19 protein-coding genes are annotated in these 19,073 nt (G+C 70.5%); 12 read left to right on the top strand and 7 right to left on the bottom strand.

Going from position 1 to position 19,073, the window contains the following annotated elements; all coding sequences use genetic code 11:
• Positions 1–58 precede the first annotated feature (58 nt).
• The 5 genes from M878_RS70785 (at position 59) to M878_RS70765 (ending at position 4,553) form a co-directional block, all read left to right on the top strand.
• On the top strand, positions 59–790 hold the full coding sequence (locus M878_RS70785; protein ID WP_023548881.1) for a pyridoxamine 5'-phosphate oxidase family protein: 732 nt from the start codon (positions 59–61) through the stop codon (positions 788–790).
• A 158-nt stretch (positions 791–948) separates the two neighbouring features.
• Complete coding sequence (locus M878_RS70780; RefSeq protein WP_245238407.1) at positions 949–1,878, top strand: LysR family transcriptional regulator; 930 nt, start codon at positions 949–951, stop codon at positions 1,876–1,878.
• A gap of 363 nt (positions 1,879–2,241) precedes the next feature.
• On the top strand, positions 2,242–3,204 hold the full coding sequence (locus M878_RS70775; RefSeq protein WP_051430106.1) for an iron-containing redox enzyme family protein: 963 nt from the start codon (positions 2,242–2,244) through the stop codon (positions 3,202–3,204).
• A gap of 30 nt (positions 3,205–3,234) precedes the next feature.
• Positions 3,235–4,167 carry a fatty acid desaturase family protein gene (locus M878_RS70770; protein ID WP_023548875.1) on the top strand — a complete coding sequence of 311 codons (933 nt, stop codon included), beginning with the start codon at positions 3,235–3,237 and terminating at the stop codon, positions 4,165–4,167.
• Positions 4,168–4,364: 197 nt separating this feature from the next.
• A complete protein-coding gene (locus tag M878_RS70765) occupies positions 4,365–4,553 on the top strand; it encodes a hypothetical protein (protein WP_023548873.1) in 189 nt (62 codons plus the stop codon).
• Between the two features lie 737 nt (positions 4,554–5,290).
• On the opposite strand, the gene M878_RS70760 is transcribed toward M878_RS70765, so the two are convergent.
• The gene (locus M878_RS70760; RefSeq protein ID WP_023548871.1) at positions 5,291–5,893 is read right to left on the bottom strand and encodes a hypothetical protein; all 603 of its coding nucleotides are present in this window, start codon (positions 5,891–5,893) and stop codon (positions 5,291–5,293) included.
• 195 nt (positions 5,894–6,088) lie between these two features.
• Between M878_RS70760 and M878_RS70755 the strand changes: the two genes are divergently transcribed.
• Positions 6,089–8,551, top strand: a complete 2,463-nt coding sequence (locus tag M878_RS70755; protein WP_245238162.1) for a WYL domain-containing protein — start codon at positions 6,089–6,091, stop codon at positions 8,549–8,551.
• A 101-nt stretch (positions 8,552–8,652) separates the two neighbouring features.
• On the opposite strand, the gene M878_RS70750 is transcribed toward M878_RS70755, so the two are convergent.
• The 5 genes from M878_RS70750 to M878_RS70730 all read right to left on the bottom strand — a co-directional run bounded on the left by M878_RS70750 (position 8,653) and on the right by M878_RS70730 (position 14,671).
• Positions 8,653–10,428 (bottom strand): copper resistance CopC/CopD family protein, encoded by a 1,776-nt coding sequence (locus M878_RS70750; protein WP_023548867.1) that lies wholly within the window; start codon positions 10,426–10,428, stop codon positions 8,653–8,655.
• Between the two features lie 77 nt (positions 10,429–10,505).
• Positions 10,506–11,276, bottom strand: a complete 771-nt coding sequence (locus M878_RS70745; protein ID WP_023548865.1) for an SDR family NAD(P)-dependent oxidoreductase — start codon at positions 11,274–11,276, stop codon at positions 10,506–10,508.
• A complete protein-coding gene (locus tag M878_RS70740; RefSeq protein ID WP_023548863.1) occupies positions 11,273–11,752 on the bottom strand; it encodes a cupin domain-containing protein in 480 nt (159 codons plus the stop codon). The genes M878_RS70745 and M878_RS70740 overlap by 4 nt, the downstream gene beginning before the upstream one ends.
• A gap of 10 nt (positions 11,753–11,762) precedes the next feature.
• Complete coding sequence (locus M878_RS70735; protein WP_023548861.1) at positions 11,763–12,365, bottom strand: GNAT family N-acetyltransferase; 603 nt, start codon at positions 12,363–12,365, stop codon at positions 11,763–11,765.
• Positions 12,362–14,671 (bottom strand): penicillin acylase family protein, encoded by a 2,310-nt coding sequence (locus M878_RS70730; protein WP_037730763.1) that lies wholly within the window; start codon positions 14,669–14,671, stop codon positions 12,362–12,364. The genes M878_RS70735 and M878_RS70730 overlap by 4 nt, the downstream gene beginning before the upstream one ends.
• Positions 14,672–14,807: 136 nt before the next feature.
• Here M878_RS70730 and M878_RS70725 point away from each other — a divergent pair, with 136 nt between their 5' ends.
• The 6 genes from M878_RS70725 to M878_RS70700 all read left to right on the top strand — a co-directional run bounded on the left by M878_RS70725 (position 14,808) and on the right by M878_RS70700 (position 18,363).
• Positions 14,808–15,404, top strand: coding sequence for an HhH-GPD-type base excision DNA repair protein (locus M878_RS70725; RefSeq protein WP_023548856.1), 597 nt, complete (start codon positions 14,808–14,810; stop codon positions 15,402–15,404).
• Positions 15,405–15,635: 231 nt separating this feature from the next.
• On the top strand, positions 15,636–16,304 hold the full coding sequence (locus tag M878_RS70720) for an HdeD family acid-resistance protein (protein ID WP_023548854.1): 669 nt from the start codon (positions 15,636–15,638) through the stop codon (positions 16,302–16,304).
• 97 nt (positions 16,305–16,401) lie between these two features.
• Complete coding sequence (locus M878_RS70715; protein WP_063750624.1) at positions 16,402–16,722, top strand: hypothetical protein; 321 nt, start codon at positions 16,402–16,404, stop codon at positions 16,720–16,722.
• Positions 16,723–16,783: 61 nt separating this feature from the next.
• Positions 16,784–16,906 (top strand): hypothetical protein, encoded by a 123-nt coding sequence (locus M878_RS000000101055; RefSeq protein ID WP_023548850.1) that lies wholly within the window; start codon positions 16,784–16,786, stop codon positions 16,904–16,906.
• Positions 16,907–17,325: 419 nt separating this feature from the next.
• The gene (locus M878_RS70705) at positions 17,326–17,622 is read left to right on the top strand and encodes a type II toxin-antitoxin system VapB family antitoxin (RefSeq protein ID WP_003999914.1); all 297 of its coding nucleotides are present in this window, start codon (positions 17,326–17,328) and stop codon (positions 17,620–17,622) included.
• Positions 17,623–17,727: 105 nt separating this feature from the next.
• Positions 17,728–18,363 carry a LytR C-terminal domain-containing protein gene (locus M878_RS70700; RefSeq protein WP_031225403.1) on the top strand — a complete coding sequence of 212 codons (636 nt, stop codon included), beginning with the start codon at positions 17,728–17,730 and terminating at the stop codon, positions 18,361–18,363.
• 55 nt (positions 18,364–18,418) lie between these two features.
• Here the strand turns inward: M878_RS70700 and upp are convergent, their stop codons facing one another.
• Positions 18,419–19,054: a uracil phosphoribosyltransferase gene (gene upp, locus M878_RS70695; RefSeq protein WP_031225402.1), complete on the bottom strand. Its 636-nt coding sequence runs from the start codon at positions 19,052–19,054 to the stop codon at positions 18,419–18,421.
• Positions 19,055–19,073 lie beyond the last annotated feature (19 nt).

Genomic DNA, 19,073 nt, shown 5'->3' with positions numbered 1-19,073 from the left:
CCGTCCGGCAGGAAACCGCCGCGTCGGCGGCGAGATCACACCTTTGGAGAGGACACGCATGTCTGCCGACCCTTCGGTCAGCAGTAGGATCCAGCGACCGCTCAGCGAGGCGGACAGCACAGCGGCCACCAGGCTCGGCGCGAAGCGGGATGACGGACTGCCCGCGCCTGCCGGGGCCAGGCCGGCCGACGACTTCTACCACGACGGCAGCCGGCAGTTGCAGCGCCGGCTCGGCACCGAGCGCCTGGCCCAGCACATTGCCCGCCATTACGTGCATGACTCTCTCGCTGACGAGCACATCGGCTGGATCAGGAGTGCCGATGCTGTCTTTCTCGCCACGACCGATCCGCACGGGCGGCCCGAGTGCTCCTACAAGGGTGGCCTGCCCGGGTTCGTCCGCGTGCCGGATCCCCGGACCCTGGAGATCCCGAGCTACGACGGCAACGGAATGTTCCGGTCGTTCGGCAACGCACTGGCGTGCCCGAACGTCGGACTGCTGTTCCTCTTCCCCGAACACCGGGCCAAGCTGCGGGTCAACGGCGTGTGTGAGGTGCTCACCGACACTGCCGACGTGGCCGCGCATATCGGAGCGGATGCGGTGCTACGGGTGACAGTCCGCGAAGTGTTCGAAAACTGCCCGCGCTACCTCCACGACCGGTCGACCGGCGAACGCTCGGCGGACTGCCCCAGAACCGACTACATACCGCCCGACCCGGACTGGAAGCTCAAGCCCGAGTACGACGGCATCGTGAGCCGGAGGGAAACATCACTCGTGCGTGACGGAGAGTAACCAACCATTTCCGAGCAGGCCCCGTCCTGATCGCCCCCTCGCTACCGTCGCCTGGGCAACATCCCAGGTCGGAGGGTTGATTCAAGATTGACTGGTGCACCCGGCTGCTACCATCCCGGCTTAACGAAACGTCATAAGCGGGGGCAGCCGTGGTCAGCATGTCGACTCTCCAAACACTGGGCGAGCTGCGTCGCCAGGGCTCTGTGCATGCGGCTGCCAAAGTGATGCACCTGGCGCCCTCCTCCGTCTCCGGGCGGATCAAGGCTCTGTCCGAAGAATGCGGGATGACGCTCTTTGAGCGCCAGGGCCGGGGTGGCCGGCTCACCGAAGAAGGGTTGGCCGCGGCGGAACTCGCCGACAAGATCGTCCTTATGTGGGAGCGCGGCCTGCTCAACATAAGGAGCGGCGCCCGTCCTTCAACCCGCCGCACCATCCGCATCGGCGCCTTCCCGTCCGCACTCGCCGCGTGTGTGCTCCCCGCTGCCGCACGGCTGCGCAGCCAGCAACAGTTTCACGTCGAACTACTGGAAGTGGATCCGCTGGAGGCCGCGAGCCTTGTCGAGCACGCCCAGCTCGACGCCGCGCTGACACTGGGCGAGATCCTGGACGGCGACCTGACCATGGACCCGCGGCTGACACACCGCGTGCTCTGGCGAGAGCCATTTGCCCTGGTCCTGCCCAAGGCGTACGCCGGGAGGGGCTCCTGTCCCACCTCCATACGCGGTTATTCGGGGCTGCCCTGGGTGCTCCCGCGGCGGGGCTCCGCCTGCGACCAGTTGCTGGGACGACATCTGGCGCGGATGGGTGTCCGGCCGCGCACCGTGGCACGCTCCGACGACTGGTCACTCCTGCAACGGATGGCTGACACCCACGATGCGGTGGCGCTGATACCCGTCTCCTGCCTGCAACTGGACAGCAACGGACTGGAGGTCGCCGCGGTCTTGGCGGAGGAACTCCCGCAGCGCACCGTGGTGCTCCTGGAGTCGGTGGAGACCGCCGGCTCGCGCCTGCTACCGGTGGTGCGCAACGAACTCACCCGGGCTGCCGAGGACCTGATGGCCTTGTTGTCCACATACAGGCTGCCGTAGCCGGCTGACCACACGTCCGGACAGGCCGCAGGGCGGCGAGTCAACAAGAAACCTTGATCGTTCGACTATGCCGTTGGATGATCATGCGCACCGCGGCATTCTTCACCTGACGTCCGGTTTGACGGACCCGCCGCGCCGTGTCACCGGCGAACCGCGCTTTGTGTCTGCGGTTCTGCTGAACATGTCTGGTCCTGCCTCTGGACCCGAAACAAAATGGCGAATGCAGTCCTCGCTGCGCCAGGAATGAATCCCTGAGTCTCAGACGGACCTGCCCTCACGACGGAAATATCACCATCGTGATCTCCGTCGCAAAACCAGACGACGGTTCAGGTTTCGATCCCAGAACATCGAATAGGAGTAACCATGGCGCTCACCCCTGCCCATAGCAGCAGCACGATATCGGCTGATGCTCCCTTTGACTCCGAGCTGGCTGCGGCCTTCCCATCGCAGGGCACCTCGGACCGAGCGGTCCGGCTGCGGATGCTACGCCGCCTGCATGCGCACTATGTCAGTTACATGGCAGGTCCGGAAGAATTCCACCGGATACCGAGGCTGAACGCCGATCCCGAGATTCACAAAATCGAGAAGTCCTGGCTGACCTGGGAAGACTCCCAGGTCGACACCGCCAGCCTGCCGACCACAGGTGCCGAGTTCCAGGACTGGTTCCTCGCCACCGCCGAAGCGCACACGCAACCTGAGTTCTGCGCCTACCTGGCCGACCAGGCCTCGCTCAACGAAATCGCACTGTTCTTCATGGCCGAGGAACTCGTCGACAGTAAATTCGACGACCTCATGGCCATGGTGCAGATCGGCACGGCGGGCAAGACTAAGCTCACCATCGCCGAGAATTACTGGGACGAGATGGGTGAGGGTGACCTCAGCCGGGTGCACACCCGAATGTTCGAGCACTCGGCCCAGTACATGCGAAAGCACCTCGACAACAATGGCATCGACTACTCTCAACTCCATTTCGCCGAGGCGTACGAGAACGCCTCTTTGCTGCTGATGTACGGCATCCACCGGCATCTCAACCCGCGGGCACTCGGCGCGATGGGAGTCCTCGAACAGAGTGCGTCCCCTCGTTTCCAGGCCATGGTGGACGGCTGCAACAGGCTCAACGTTCCTGAGGACGTCATCGACTACCAGCGCATACACGTCCATGTCGACGCCGACCACGGGGCCGAGTGGTTCGAGGGTGTCTTCGTGCCGCTGGTGGACCGTTCCCCCGAGTTGCTCCAGGAGATCGCGCTCGGCGTGGCCACCCGCGTCCGGGTGGCCAACGCGTACTACGGCGAGATCTGGAACCAGATGAAAGAGCTCGGCTGAGCCTCCTCAATCGCGCAGGAAGGGAAGCGAATGACGAGCACAGAGGAACGGACAGTACCGACGCTCCTTTACCAGAGAGCCCGCGTCTCCACCCGCGACCAGAGGATCTTCGTCCTCAAGCTGGCGGTCGTGGTCGCACTCATCATCGTGGGAGGCGCGCTCGCGCTCCAGGCGAACTGGCTCGCAATGATCGCCGGGTTCATCGTGCTGGGAGCGGTCTACACCCACGCGGTTGAACTGCAGCACCAGTGTCTTCACCATTCGGCGTTCACCAAGGCGCGACCGCACCGGCCGGTCGGGGTTTTGCTCGGCCTGCCGCTGCTGGTCTCCTACAGCCATTACCGGGTACGCCATCTCCAGCACCACAAGTATCTCGGAAGCCCGCAGGACTCGGAGTTCTTCGGGTTCGACACCAGGCAGCCACTCACCTTCCGGGCCCTCTTCCGCGGGCTCTTCGACTATGGGCGAGTGCTCGTCGTAATCAGGGAGATCATCCGCAGCTACCGCGGCACATGGACGTACGACCTGGGCCAGATCTCCGACCGCAGGCGCCGCGAGATCGTGTCCGAGTACAGGCTGATCGGGGCGGTCATCGCGGTCACCGCGGTGGTCTGCCTTGCCGGTTTCGGCGAGTACGCGGTCAGACTGTGGATCGCCCCGCTGGTCTTCGCGGTGCCGATGCACTTCCTCGTCGAACTGCCGGAACACATCCTGTGCGACTCGGAGACCAGTGATGTCCTTCGCAACACGCGTTCCATAACGGGTAGTTGGATCAGCACGTGGTTCACGAACGGGAACAACCTGCACGTGGAGCACCATGCGGCGATGACCGTGCCGATCAACCGCCTGCGCGAGCGCCACTCCGAGGTGCAGGAACTGGCGACATACGTGGACCACACATACGCCGCCTTCTTCCGCCGGGTACTGGCCGAAGCCCGCCGCAACGCCGGGGCAGCGACGTGAGGGGCGGTGTGCTCCCTCCGCCCGCCACGGACGAGGCGCGCACACAAGGGGTGGCAGCACGTTTCGCCGGTGCTTTGACCAGGGCCTTCCCCGACGCGTTGGCCCTGTCCTGTGAGGCGGACAGGATCGTACTCGATGTCGCGGAAGCCGACTTCCGCATAAGAGTCCGTCCCGCGACCGCTTCCGCAGCCGGACGTATGGACATCAATGCGGTGTTCCGTGCGTCCGGGGCGGTGGAGGGAACCTGGTGGACCCAGTGGACCGTAGAGGCCGGTCACGGACCGTCCGAGGTCTCCGGCGCCGCCGCACTCCTGGTGAAGGAAATCCGGGCGAGCCGCCAGCGGTACGCTCGGATGCTCGCGCACGGCCAGGTGGTCGACTTCTGACCCAGGGCCCGTCATCGCGCGGGCCCTCGCACCCTGGGCCCCGTTGACGTCATTTGATGGCTGACGTCTCTGTCCCCGGTTCGGTCAGCGACGACTGCAGCGGAGGGCATCGGGGCCTGTGACGCACTCGATCACCAACCTGATCGATCGGAGTCGGAGGATAGCTTGCCGAGCGCGGCCCGCATCTCTTCCTCGCTGGCTTCGGCGTAGACCGTCAACCTGGCCATCTCGAACGGTCCTCGCCAGTGAAGGCTCTTGGGGGGTAAGTCAGTGCCTGGCCAGCCCATCCCGCCGGGCCAGGATGGATGGACTGCTAGAGCGACTGGCCGGACGGCAGCCTCACCGATTCCCAATGGCCCACGATTCGCGCTGCCTCCTGGTCGAAGTCAGGGTTTGTCGGCTTCCGGAGCCCATCTACAGGCGCAACCAGATGGCACCTTCGCCCGTCCCTCAGGCTGACTCGGACCTGTCGGCGGGGCTTGAAGCCCGCCAGCCGCACCACCGCGACATCATCGACCTTCTCCCATGGGATCGTTCGCCTCAACCCGGGCCAGCGCTGGCCGATCCCCTTCGGTCCGATGGTCGTTGACGCACACGAACCCCACAGCACAACCAGGCCCCACACGATGAAGGCGACACCCAAACCCACACGGCGACGCGTCGGCGCCTTGATCCGACCAGGCCGGGAGACTTCAGCAACCACAACTCCCGTCGCCGGTCTCCGCAGGTCTCAGAACTCAGAGGAGGTCGCGCCAGAAGGGGACTGTTGCTCTCGGGTCCCAGGCCTCGTCGACGTTGCTTCGTGCCTCGTCGAACTCCTGGTGCATGTAGTCGGCCAGGTCCAGCCCGTAGTAGATGATGTCGGTCTGCCACACCGAGAGCACCGGATGCCCGAAGCTTCCCCGGCCGGCAGGAAGGTACCGGTGGCCGTACACCGGCACAAGCAGCGGCACATCTGAAAGATGGCGCTGCGCAGTGGCCAGGGCAGCCGCGGCATCGGCCGGACGCTCACCCCATGCCTCGTACCAGAATCCGTTGCACTCGACGTCGAAGAGAACGCCCTCGACCGGCCAGCCAAGCTGATCGCGCAACCTCTCCGGATCGCTGCTGCGCCACTCGGGCCAGGGCTTGGACCAGGTCTGCCCCTCCTCGGGAGGAATGTTGACCGGAAGGCCCGCCGCAAGGAACGCGCGGTGATCGTCCGCGAACTCGAACCCGAACTCCTGCTCGATTCGCTCGAACTCGGCATCCGTCAGTCCTGACTCGAACTCATAGAGCCCTGTCTGCGCCAGGCGCCGTGCGGCCTCCGCACCCAGACGTACTCCCTCATCGCTGATCACCGCCGCACGCTAGCCCCGATCGCAGCCCACCGTCACCAGGATTACGCGCGGGTCCGTCTCAGTTTCCGTCTTTTCCGGCATTGCAGAAGCGGGTTTCTGTTGCTGCGGGACGCAGGCGGCCCGCAGCATGCGCCATCCTGGTGTCCTGCCAGGACCGGTTCCGGTCCGGAAGCGAAGCGAACGGTGCTCGTTCTCGTGAGGTGCCCCATCGGTAAGCCCAGCGGATCAACACTGACCACGTGGCTGAGCGGTCTCGAAGTCTCCCGGCTCGAGCGGGTCCTCGCCACACGCGGGGACACCGTGTCGCCGCCGGAGCCACGATCCTTTGGTGAACTGGCGGACCGTCTCCAGCGCCCCGCCTCGGTGGCGCTCGTGCTGCCCGGGCTCGCGCTGCCACACCTGCAGGTGGCGGAGGCGCTGGCGGCGCTGGGGCCGACACCACGTGCCGCTCTCGGGGATCTGCTGGGCGTGTCCGGAACAGAGAGCGCTCGCGGGCTGGACGAGGCCCTCGGAACACTGGCCGATCACGCGCTGGTCTGGCCGGACGGCGAGGGGCTCCTGCGTATGGCGGCACCGCTGCGGCAGGCATGGCAGACGCCGCTGGGACTGGACGCGCCGCTCGCCCGGCTGCTCGCGGACATGACCTCCGAGGAACTGCGCCGCATGCTGGTGGCCCTGGGTGTACGGACAACCGGCAACACCAAACAGCAGCGGCTGACGGCCCTCGTGGATCACCACAGTGATGCTGAGCGGGTCGCCGAGGTGGTGGCCGGGGCGCCTGCGGTCACCCGGGAACTACTTGAGCGGCTGGCGGGTCACGAGACCGAACAACCCGAGTCCCAGACCGAGTTCACCATCCTCGGGGCCCCTGGGGTTCCACTCTCCGACTCCGAGCCGGGTGCGCGCTGGGCGCTGGAGCGGGGGCTGCTTGTCCAGGACCACCGTCGATACGGAGCCACCCGCATGCCGGCCGAGGTAGCACTCGCCCTGCGCGGAGCCGACTGGCACGCCCCCTTCGAGCCCGTCCCGCCCTCTGTTCGTTCGACGCCCGTCACCCCGGCAGAGGCGGACCAGGAAGCGGCGGCCGCGGCCACGGCGTTCGCCGCTCACGCCGCTTCGGTCCTTGCGGTGTGCTCCGCCTCTCCTCCGACCCGGCTGAAGTCCGGCGGGGTCGGGGCACGTGAGATGTCCCGGATCGGCAAGGCAGCGCAGTGCGACGACATCGTCGTACGCCTCGCTCTGGAGACGGCGTACCACGCCGGTCTGCTCGCCCGGGACGGCAGCCAGGTCGCGGCGACGAAGGGCTACGACGCCTGGGCGCAGCGGGAACCGGCGGAGCAGCTCACCGCGCTGCTCCAGGCATGGCGGACACTGCCGCTCACCCCGGCCCAGGCCCGCGACGAAGACGGCAAGGTACTGCCCGCAATCGCCGGATCACCACCCTGCGAGGGCTGCGCGCAGGCCCGGGACGGGCTCCTCACCGCCGCAGCGCACCTCCCGGCCGGCCAGGGAGCGAAGAGCGCGGCGGAACTGGGGCCGCTGGTCGCCTGGTACCGTCCTCTCGCCGATCAACTTCCCCAGGACAGCACGCCCTTCGCCACCCTGGCACGCGAGGCGGAGCTGCTCGGAGTCGTCGGCCGCGGCGCCCTGTCCTGCATCGGTGCCGCGCTGCAGGCCGACGACGTCGAAGCCCTGGCCGCGGCTTGTCAGCGTCTGCTGCCGACGGCCACCAGGGCCGCCCGCTTCGGTGCCGACCTCACCGCCGTCGTGACCGGCACACCGTCCGCCCAGCTCGCCTCGCTCCTGGACACCGTCGCGGACCGGGAGGCCGGCGGCACGGCATCGGTGTGGCGGTTCAGTCCGGGCAGCGTCCGCCGCGCCCTGGACGCGGGCCGTACACCCGAAGCCATCGCGGCCGACCTGGCCGCCGTCGCCGTCGGCGCCCTCCCGCAGCCGCTGACGTACCTGATCAACGACACCGCGCGCAGCCACGGCCGTATGCGCGTCACCTCCGCGGCCAGCGTGATCCACGGCGAAGAACCCGCCCTCCTCGCCGAACTCGCCGCCCACCGAAAGCTCGCCGGCCTCGGCCTGCGGCTGCTGGCACCGACCGTGCTGGTCAGCCGGATCCCGCTCGACAAGACCGTCGCCGCGCTCCGAGCGGCGGGCTACGCACCAGTCGCCGAGAGCGCCGACGGGACCGTACGCGTGGAACAGAACCGGCACCGCCGCGCCGCCACCCCGGTACCGCACCCACGTGCGCCCGGCGGCACGTCAAGCCGCCAGGGCACGAGCGCCCGTACAAAGGGGTCCCTGGCCGCCGTCGACGTGGGTGCCCTGGCCGCCAAACTGCAGGCTGCCCCACCCGTCGCACCGGAACCCGATCCGGCGAGCGGAATCCCCTTCGGCACCGACACCGAGGAAATCGTCGCCGGCCACGCGCGCCTGCTGTCCCTCACCGACGTCCGTCAACTGGCCCATGCCATCGACAAAGGCCAGGATGTCACCATCGAATACGTGGCCGCCTCGGGCAGCCGCACCGTACGCACTCTCAGCGAACTCGATCTCGACCCGCCCTACCTGTACGCCTGGTGCCACCTGCGCGACGACGAACGCGTCTTCACCCTCTCCCGCATTCACGGTGTCATGCCCGCGTAGCCAAGGCACCGCGTATGTCCATCGGCCCGGGACTCCGGCGTCACGGCCTGACACTGTCAACTGCCCGGACAGCGAAGGACGGCTGGATCGGTGCCTCCCGCCTACCGCGTCACCCGCACCGGCGCCGAAACCGTCACCTGGTCCAGGTCCGACACCCGTACCGTCGCCTTCATCGTCCAGGTTCCCGGGAGGGGGAGGTCGAAGGAGTCGGTGGCCCAGTAGCCGCCGCGGTCGGTGACCTTGGTGTCGAGGGGGCCGATTCGCTGGGCGGCGAGGGTGAGGGTGACGCGGAGTTCGGGGACCGTGGAAAGGCCGCCGTCGGGGCCGTAGACGACCGCCTGGACGGAGGTCCGGCCCACCCGGCCCGGGTCCAGGGTGACCTGGACCTTGCCGTGGCCGCCGGGGGTGCCGAGGTCGAAGGGGATCGTGGTGACCGAGGCCGTCGGGATGCCGGCCGTCGGGGTCCCGGTCTGCGCCTCCTCGGTGGCCGTGCGGCCCGGCACCGTGCTCGTCAGGAGAGTGGACAGGGCCAGGACCACCACGGAGACGGCCGCCTCCGCCAGCACCGAGCGGCGCAGGAGGGAGTGGGGCGGGTGTGGGGGCGGGGCGGGGGGTTCCGGGGGGAGCGGGGGGCCCGTCGCCGGTTCGGGGATGCGGGTGGGGGCGGTCGCCGCCGTCGCCCGGGACCGCATCGCGCGGGTCGTCCAGGTGCGGGAGCAGGCAGCCGCCAGCAGGAGCGCGGTGACCGCCGCCAGTTTGGCCAGCAGGGTGCGGCCGTACGTCGTGTCCGTGAGCGCCTGCCAGGAACCGAGGCCCCGCCAGGACTGGTAGACGCCGGTCAGGACCAGAACCGTCACCGAGGCGGAGGCCAGCCGGGAGAAACGGGCCGGGACCGAGAGCGGGAGCGCTGCAGGGTCGGATGCCGTGCGCAGCAGGGCCGCCAGGCCGCCCAGCCAGGCCGCCATGGCCAGCAGATGGAGGGTCGCGGAGGTGATCGCCAGGGGGACCTGGATGCCCGCCGAAGCGTGTTCGGCCGCCGTCCAGGTCAGGGCGAGGGGGAGGGAGACGGCCGCGGCCACCATGAGCGTCGTACGGCGCGGGAGTCTTCTGCGGCGGGACCGCAGCAGCGCCACGGCGGCTGCCGCGACGAGGAGCAGTGCCAGGCGGGCGAGCAGGAGTGCGCCGGGGCGGGTCGTGGCCGCGTGGGTGAGGGAGCGCACGGAGAGCGTGGGTGAGGTGCCCTCCTCGTACGGGGTGCGCAGGACGAACAGGGCAGTTGTCGCGGCGAGGAGGGTCCAGGCAGCGGCCAGGGCGGGGGTGCGCAGCGGGGCCGTCTTCGGTGGACGGCAGTACGCCACGAACGCCGCCGTGCCCAGCAGCACGGCCACGGAGAGGTACGCGAGCCAGCGGGCGATGTTGTACAGGGCCGCGGTGGCCGGGTTCTCCGCGTTGTCGGGGGCCGGGGCCGCCGTCGTCGCCGTGCGCCGGCCGACCGAGAAGGTGAGCGCGCCGGACACCGGGTGGCTGTCCGCCGACACCACCCGCCAGGCGACCGTGTAGGTGCCGTCCGCGAGCTGGGCGGGCAGGGGGACACGGGCGGTGTCCGAGCCGCTGGGGGCGTGCTCGGTGGGGCCCGTGCGCAGGCGGTGGTTGTGGGGGTCGTAGACGCGGAAGGAGTCGGTGAGCAGGCCGACCGACTCGGTGAAGGTGAGGGTGAGCTGCCGGGGGGCCGTGCGCAGCACGGTGCCGTCGGCGGGGTCGGTCCCGCGCAGGGCCGCGTGGGCCGACGCGGGCGCCGCCGTGCCGAGCAGGAGGAGGAACAGGCCCGCGCAGAGCAGGGTCAGCCGTCGTGTCCGGCGGTGTCGGTCGCGCAGCACCTCGTCCCCTCCCTGTGCCTTCGTCAGGCCTCCGTGTACGGGCCTCCCTGTAGGTACGGAGAGATCGGCCGCGTTGCTCACCAGGTCGGGCGGGCCGAGATACCGCCGTCCACGGTCAGGTCGTGGCCGGTGATCCAGCGCGCGAGCGGCGAGGCCAGGAAGACACAGGCGTCGGCCACGTCCTCGGGGCGGCCCAGGCGGCCGGTGGGGGCGGCGGCCAGCCAGCGGCGTACGCCGTCCGGCCAGGCCTCGGCGAGGCCCTCCCGGTCGATCAGGCCGGGCGAGACGGTGTTGACGCGGATGCCGTCGGGCCCGTACTCCAGGGCGGCCGCGCGGGCGTGCATGACCACCGCGGCCTTGGCCGCGCTGTAGTGGGCGTGGCCGGGGGCGGGGTGAGCGGCCTCGATGGAGGCGATGTGGGTGACGGTGCCGCCGCCGTGTGCGCGCATGTGCGCCGCCGCGGCCTGGGTGCACGCGAAGACACTGGTGAGATCGGTGTCCACGACCGTCCGCCACGCGTCCGCCGTCATGCCGGGCAGGGGCTGGACCGGCTGGACGGCCGCGTTGTTGACGAGGGCGGTGAGCCGGCCTCCGGACCAGTCCGTCACCTCCCGGACCAGGCGGTGACAGGCGTCGTCGTCCGTCAGATCCGCCTGGAGTACGACGGCCTCGCCGCCGGACTCCCGGATTCCTGACGCCACTTCACCGGCCGATTCCACCGCCGTACGGCAGTGGAGGGCGACCGCCGCGCCCTGCTCGGCGAAGCGCAGGGCGATGGCGCGTCCGATGCCGCCGCCCGCGCCGGTCACCAGGGCGGTCTGTCCGTGGAGCAGCTCGGGGAGGTTCATGGGCGGCACAGTTCCGTGATCCGGGCGGCTTCCGATGGGTAACGCGCCGTCAGTTCGGCCGCGTCTCCGTGTTCGTAGTCCGCGTCGGTGAATCCGGGGGCCATCGTGGTGCCGAAGAGCGTCCAGGCGCCGCCCGGGGCGACCCGCGCGCCCATCCAGGTGTGGGCGGGCACGGTGAACTGCACGTGCTGGCCGGACAGCGGGGCGGGCCCGAGGACGGTGGTGCGGGTGGTGCCGTCGGGGGCGAGCAGCAGGAGGTGCAGCGGGTCGCCGAGGTAGAAGTGCCAGATCTCGTCGGTGGGCAGGCGGTGCAGCGCGGAGAAGTCGTCGGCGGTGAGCAGGACGACGATGGCGGAGCCCTCGGGACGGCCGTCCGGGCGTACGGGCCCCGCCCAGGTACGCCGGTACAGACCGCCTTCCCGGGGGAGCGGTTCGAGTCGGTAGTGGGCGATCAGCTCTTCGGGCGACGTGGTCACCTGGGGAAGGCTAGTCGCCGGGAAGGGCCACGGCCCGTTCCAGGAAGGCGAGTTGGGCGTGCTTCTCCGGCAGGTACACGTCGGGGATGTCCACCTCGGGCAGGACGACCGCCGGGCCGCGCACGAAGCCCTGGCGTTCGAAGCGGGCGATCGCCCTGGTGTTGCGCACGTCCGGGTCGACCACGAGCCGGCGCCGGTCCAGGGTCCGCAGTGCGTACGTCGTCAACGCGGTCAGCAGCGCGGACGTCCAGCCGGGGCGCGGGCCGTCGGGGCCGGCGGGAGCGAGGAGGACGTGGATGCCGAGATCGCCGGGGCGTACGTCGTAGCACTCGCCGACCCGGTCGGCGGCGGGCTCGTACGTCTGGAACAGGGCGGCGGGTGCGCCGTCCACGGTGACCAGGTGGGCGTGGTGGGTGTCGAGGCCGGCCATGTGGGCGTAGATCTCGGCGACCTGGTCCCGGGTGAGGCCGTTCATGCCCCAGAAGACGGCGCGCTCCTCGCCGACCCAGCGGTGGACCACGTCCGCGTCGGACGCCGGGTCGAGGGGGTGGACGCGGACGGTGCCGAAGTCGGGGATGTGCTGAGCGAAGAGGTGGGTGCGGTGGTCGGTCATCGGGGTTCCTCGGTGTGTTCCAGCGGGGTCAGCGGGGTCAGCAGGTTCCAGTCGGTGATGACGGGGGCCAGTTCTCCCTTGTGCCACAAGGGGAGTTGGTCGTGGTGGTGGGGCGCGCCGGGGACGCCGTCGGCGCCGAAGGGGACCACCCAGCGGCTGCCCGCGCGGTCGGCGAGGTCCCAGACGTAACGAGCGGCCGGGCCGCGGGCCGCGCGGTCGGTGAGGCCGGGGACGGCGGAGGTGCACAGCACGCAGTCGTGGTCACCGGCGAGCCCGGGTTCGTCGTACGACTCCCCCGGCAGCGCGCGCCAGGCGGCGAGGCGGTGGGTGTCGGACCAGGTGCCGGAGGGCCGGGCGGAGGCGATCTCCTCAAGGGCCGCTCGTACGACGGCAGGGCGGTCGATGCCGTACAACTCCTCGGCGCGCAGCAGGTGTTCGAGGGCATACCCGATGCGCGGTACGAGGGCCAGCCAGGGTTGCAGGACCTCGGGGTAGGCCGGGGGTTCGGCGAGCGGGGCGAACACCGGGTGCGCGGCGAGCCGGCGTACGACCGCGCCGCGCACCGCCGCGTAGGCGGCCGCGTCGGTGCTGTCGGCGTCCATGCGGCGGTTCCAGGCGAGCAGGCGGTCACGGAGGCGGGCCGCCTCGGGGGTGAGGGCGTCGAGGGCGGCGAGGCGGTCGAGGAGGGGCGCGGCGGAGGCGAGGTGGGTGTCGGTGTGGATCGCCGGCATGGCGTCGGCGGTCCAGGTGCGGTGGGCGTCGAGGAGGGTACGGATGCGGTCGGCGCGGTGCGGTGGGGCGAACTCGACGCCGAGCGGGGTGGCGAGGCCGCGCTGGTTGGCCATCACGGCGATGCCGTCGTGCACGGGTGCGTACGGCGTCTTGTGCCAGCCGTGCCAGTCGTGGCCGGGGTGCCAGGCGGGGACGGGGTGGAGGCGGTTGGCGTGGGCGCGGACCGGGACGCGGCCGGCGACGCGGTGGAGGGTGGCGCCGGTGGTGTCGGCGGCCTGTACGACGTTGACGGGCTCGGCCCAGTGGTCCAGGGCACGGTCGATGTCGGCGACCGTGCGGGCGCGCAGGAGGGGGAGGAGGGCGCTGAAGCCGAGGTCTTCTGTGACGCGGGGTGGGTAACGCAGGGCCAGGGCAGCGGGTGGCCCCAGTGTGGCGTCCTCGACGCCGGCGGCCTGCGGGTCGTGGTCGGCGGCACCCGGCTCCGGGTCCCGATCCCTTTCGGTTTCGGTTCCGACCACCCCGGCCACCAGCCCCTCCGGTCCCCCTGCGATCACCGGCCCTCTCTCCGTCTCGATCACCTCGATCTCCAGAGGCGGCTCTCCCGCGATGTCCACGGTCTCCGTGTGGCGGGCGGCCCGGTGCCAGAGGCCGTCCGGGCCGAGGGACTCGATGCCCGCGCCTGTGCGGCGCAGGCGTTCGCGGTAGAGGTCCTGGTAGTCGGCCATGGCGTTGGTGATGGCCCAGGCGACCGTGCCGGTGTGGCCGAAGTGGGCGATGCCGGGGACGCCGGGTACGGCGAGGCCGACGACGTCGAACTCGGGGCAGGAGAGGCGGATCTGCTGGTAGACGCCGGGGTCCTCGATGAAGCGGTGCGGGTCGCCGGCGATCAGGGCGTGCCCGGTGGCGGTGCGGGCGCCGGACACGAGCCAGCCGTTGCTGCCGGCGGTGCCGGGGCCGTCGGTGGCGAACAGGCCCACCGCTTCGGGGCCGAGGTGCCGTATCGCCTGTTCCCGCCAGAGCTTGGCGGGGAATCCGGCGAACAGGATGTGCGTGGCGAGCCAGACGCCGAGCGGGGTCCAGGGCTGCCACCGGCCGGGGGTGAGGGCCTGTGTCACATCCCCGGTCGGACCAGTGCGCGGCATCTGGTGAGTGCGGGTGCCCCCTCTGGGGGAGTGCGTGCCAGGCGTCGCGTGCCCGGCCGGGGAAGTGACACAGGCTCCGAGGCCGGTGCGGGCGAATTCGGGCGCCCGGCGGGCACCGGCCGGCAGGCCCTCGTTGACACCGTCGACGTACGCGCGGACCCAGTCGGCCGTCTCGGGGTCCCGGCGTTCCAGCGCGGCGAAGCAGCGGCGGGCGGTGTCGTCGAGGCGGGCCCGGCGGGCGAGGACGTCCCAGGAGAGGGCGTCCGCGCCGAGGAAGGAGGCCGAGGTGCCCTGGGAGCGGTGGCGCTCTACCTCCAGCTGCCAGGCACGGTCCAGGGCGGTCACCCGGCCCTGCGCGCGGGCCAGTTCGAGGACGCTGGAGGCCCGTAGATGGGGGATGCCCCAGGCGTCACGGTAGGTCTCGATGGTCACCCGGAACCCCTCTGCCACTTTAGGTTAGCCTTGCCTAACTTTCCTGTGAAGGGATCGTACGCGAGAGGCGGAGGGGACAGAACAGGGGCGGGGTAGCCCGGCTGCGCCGGGCGCGCGGCCGGGCGATCATCGACACATGGACGTCACCCTGCATCTCTCCCAGGACCCCGAGGCCGACGCGCTGCTCGGGCGCTCGCCGCTCGCCGCGCTGGTGGGCATGCTGCTCGACCAGCAGGTCCCGATGGAGTGGGCGTTCCAGGGGCCCCGGACCATCGCCGACCGGCTCGGCGCGGACGCCGCCGGGGACCTCGACGCGCACGACATCGCCGCGATGGACCCGGAGGCCTTCGCCGCGCTGCTCTCCGAGAAGCCGGCCGTGCACCGCTACCCGGGCTCCATGGCCAAGCGCATCCAGCAGCTGTGCCAGTACCTCGTGGAGCACTACGACGGGGAGGCGGAGGAGGTCTGGCGGAGCGTGGGCAGCGGCGCCGAGCTGCTGAAGCGGCTGGAGGACCTGCCCGGGTTCGGCAAGCAGAAGGCCCAGATCTTCCTCGCGCTGCTCGGCAAGCAGCTCGGCGTCACACCCCAGGGCTGGCGCGAGGCCGCGGGCGCCTACGGCGAGCCGCAGTCCTTCCGCTCCGTCGCCGACATCACCGGGCCCGAGTCACTGGCCAAGGTGCGGGCACACAAGCAGGAGATGAAGGCGAAGGCCTCCGGCAAGTCGGGCCGATAACCGCGCGGGTGGGTGCGGTGTGCTGTCTGCGGCGGGTGCGTTGCGGCTTGTCGCTCCCCCACTCTCGACTGCGCTCGAGCGGGGGACCCCCATCGCGGCGGAGCCGCACATCGATGCAGTCCCGCACCCCTGGGTATGCGAAGTCGCCCCCGGCACAAAGGCGCCCCCGGGACTTCACCCGAACAGGCTTCCCCGATGGCACCGCAGACCCCCGCGGTCACAGCATGAACCATGACCGAGGCACCGAACAGCGGTCCGGACTGGGGCCGCGAGTATGACGACCGGAAAGTCCACTCGACGCCGCCGCCGGGTGAACGGCACGAGCCCGAGCCGCCGTTCGAAGGGCCCCTGCACGCCCTGTCCAAGGCCGCCTGGCAGGTGGTCCTGGTCACCGGGATCGCCTCGCTGATCCTCGGCGTCCTGGTGCTCGTCTGGCCCGGCGCCTCCCTGCTCGCCGCCGGTGTCCTCTTCGGCCTCTACCTCGTCATCAGCGGCATCTTCCAGCTGGCCTCCGCCTTCGGCACGCACATGGCGACCTCGCTGCGCGTGCTGGCCTTCATCAGCGGCGCCCTGTCGATCGTGCTCGGGCTGTTCTGCTTCCGCGGGCCCATGCAGTCGATCCTGCTGCTCGCCCTGTGGATCGGTATCGGCTGGTTGATCCGCGGGATCACCCAGACCCTGGCCGCGCTACACGACTCCCGGATGCCCGGCCGGGGCTGGCAGGTCTTCCTCGGGGTCATCACCTTCATCGCCGGGATCGTGCTCATCGACTCGCCGTTCCGGTCGGTCGCCGTGCTGACCCTCGTCGCCGGCATCTGGCTGGTCGTCGTGGGCATCACCGAGATCGTCACCGCGTTCAGCATCCGCAGCCGGGCCAAGGCTGTCCCCCGGACGCTGTGAACACCCACGTCAACCCCATGCCTCGCGCGTACGCCGCGCGGGCGGATATCGCGCCCCGCATGCTGCACTCCCCGCCCGTCCCGGGGATACCCCTGCCGTGAGCGGGATCGTGGGCCTCACCCGCAGCCGGACCTGGCTGCGGGTGCTCGCGCTGCTCCTCGCCCTGTGGGTGCCCTGCATCCACGCCCAGGCCCAGGCGGCCCCCGCGCTGGGCCTGTCCGCCGAGACCTTCGAGCACGAGGACCTCGACTCGCTCGTACGGCCGCCCGACAGCGCCCTCCACCAGGCCGACGCACCCGAGCGCCCCGCGCCCCTCCCCGACCCGGCACCGGCCGGGCCGACGGCCCGGCTGTGCGCCGGCACGCTCCGGGCGCCGTACGCCCCGCCCCTACTCCGCACGGTGGTCCTGCGCTGCTGACAGACCCGCGCCCCCGCGAAAGGGCACCGCGCAAGGTCAGTCAGACGCAAGGAGCACAGCCATGCCCATGGATCCGTATGCCGTCCTGCGCGCCCTGGTGCGCGCGGAGGCCAGGCGTGCCACGGCACCCAGGCCGGAACAGAAGGAAGAACCGCAGCGGACGCCCGAGGAGCGAAACCGCTGAACCGGCACCGGCGGGGGCGGCCCATCGCCCCCGCCGGGCCGTGCCGGACAGGGAGCGGGAGAGGCCGCGCCCGCGGAGCCGCCACCGGCTGCCGCGACCGGGCGTCCGGCTTCCCGTACGCCGGCTCACGGTCCACAGCCTGTGCACAACGGCCGCAGAGCGCCTGCGCGGTCGGCCGTACGGAGGAAATCCGCCGTGTCGAACTCCGGCTCCCCGAACCTCCCGGAGGCGCTCTTCCCCGCCCCGGCGGGGAGCGCGGCGGCGCTCTGCGGGGTGGCGGACGGGACGGTCTCACTGTCACTCATCCCGGCGCCCTGCCCCCGATAGAGGCCTATTTGCTCCTTTTGGCGCATCTTTTCAAGCGTCACACTCCGCCGCCATGGCTGCGCCCGGAACGTCTTGACCGGTAGGCTTTCCGTGTGATCTTCAAGCGCATCGGAAACGGCCGGCCGTACCCCGACCACGGCCGGGAAAGCACCCGGCAGTGGGCGGACGTCGCGCCGCGCCCGGTCCGCCTCGATCAGCTCGTGACGACCAAGGGGCAACTCGATCTGGAGACCCTGCTGGCCGAGGACTCGACGTTCTACGGCGACCTCTTCGCCCACGTCGTGAAGTGGCAGGGTGACCTCTATCTGGAGGACGGGCTGCACCGCGCGGTCCGCGCCGCCCTCCAGCAGCGCCAGGTGCTGCACGCACGCGTGCTCGAACTCGACTGACCCGGCGCGACACGGCCGTTGGCCCTTGACCCTTTCGGGTTCCGCTGAGCGGCATCGACTGATCATCTAATAGGCATCGTCGCTCGGGCGCACTACGCTGCGCCCATGAGCATGCTGACTCCCCCCGGCATGGGCGGCCAGTACCGGATCACGGGGGACAAATACCCTCGGATGCGTCCGCCGCGCCGACGCGGCAGGCTCGTGGCCGCCGTGGTGGCGTCCGTCGCCGTGCTCGGCCTGATCGGCTGGGGCGCCCTGCAGCTCATCGACGTCTTCACAGGCGGCACCGAGAAGACGACCGCCGCCGGCACCAAGGAGGACTGCCGGACCAGGGCCGCGACGGCGCCCAGGGGCACGGCCCTGCCCAAGCCGGGCGAGATCACCGTGAACGTCTACAACGCCACGGGCCGCACCGGCCTCGCCAAGGACACCGCGGACGCGCTCAAGAAACGCGGCTTCAAGATCGGCGACGTGGGCAACGCGAGCAAAGACTTCGACAAGAAGGTGAAGAACGCCGGGCTCCTGCTCGGCCCGCCCTCGGCCCAGAACACCTCACTGGCGGTCCTGGGCACCCAGCTGGCCGGCGCCCAACAGCGCACCGACGCCACCCGCAAGGGCCCTGACCTCGACCTCATCCTCGGCGACACCTTCAAGGGCCTGACCCAGCCGACAGCCGCCAACCAGGCCCTGACAGCCTTGACCGCCGCGAAGCCGACGGCTCCTCCGCAGAAGAGCTGCTGACCAGCACCCCAAGAGGCGCGGGGCGAAAAGCCCGCACCCCGGCAGGCGCAAAGCTCTATTCAGCCGCCCCGTAGAGGCGATCCCCCGCATCCCCCAGCCCCGGCACGATGTATCCGTGCTCATTGAGGTGGTCGTCCACCGCGGCCGTCACCACCGTCACCGGCGTCCCCGCCAGCTCCCGCTCCATGACCTCGACGCCCTCGGGCGCGGCCAGGAGCACCACCGCGGTCACGTCGTCGGCCCCCCGCTTGATCAGCTCCTGGATCGCCGCGACCAGCGTGCCCCCCGTGGCCAGCATCGGGTCCAGGACGTACACCTGGCGGCCCGAGAGGTCCTCCGGCATACGCGAGGCGTACGTGGAGGCCTGCAGCGTCTCCTCGTTGCGGACCATGCCCAGGAAGCCGACCTCGGCGGTCGGCAGCAGCCGGACCATGCCGTCCAGCATGCCGAGGCCGGCGCGCAGGATCGGCACGACCAGCGGACGGGGGCGGGCGAGCTTGACGCCGGTCGTCCGCGCGACCGGGGTCTGGATGTCGACGGCCTCGGTGCGCACGTCCCGCGTGGCCTCATAGGCGAGCAGGGTGACCAGTTCGTCGGCGAGCCGCCGGAAGGTCGCGGAGTCGGTGCGCTGGTCGCGCAGCGTGGTGAGCTTGTGGGCGACCAGGGGGTGGTCGACGACGTGGAGACGCATGCCCATAACGGTACCTGCG

The sequence above is a fragment of the Streptomyces roseochromogenus subsp. oscitans DS 12.976 genome, assembly GCF_000497445.1.
Taxonomy (GTDB): Bacteria; Actinomycetota; Actinomycetes; order Streptomycetales; family Streptomycetaceae; genus Streptomyces; species Streptomyces oscitans.
Note: the sequence above shows the minus strand (reverse complement) of the source record. Positions and strands in the feature narration are given on the sequence as shown.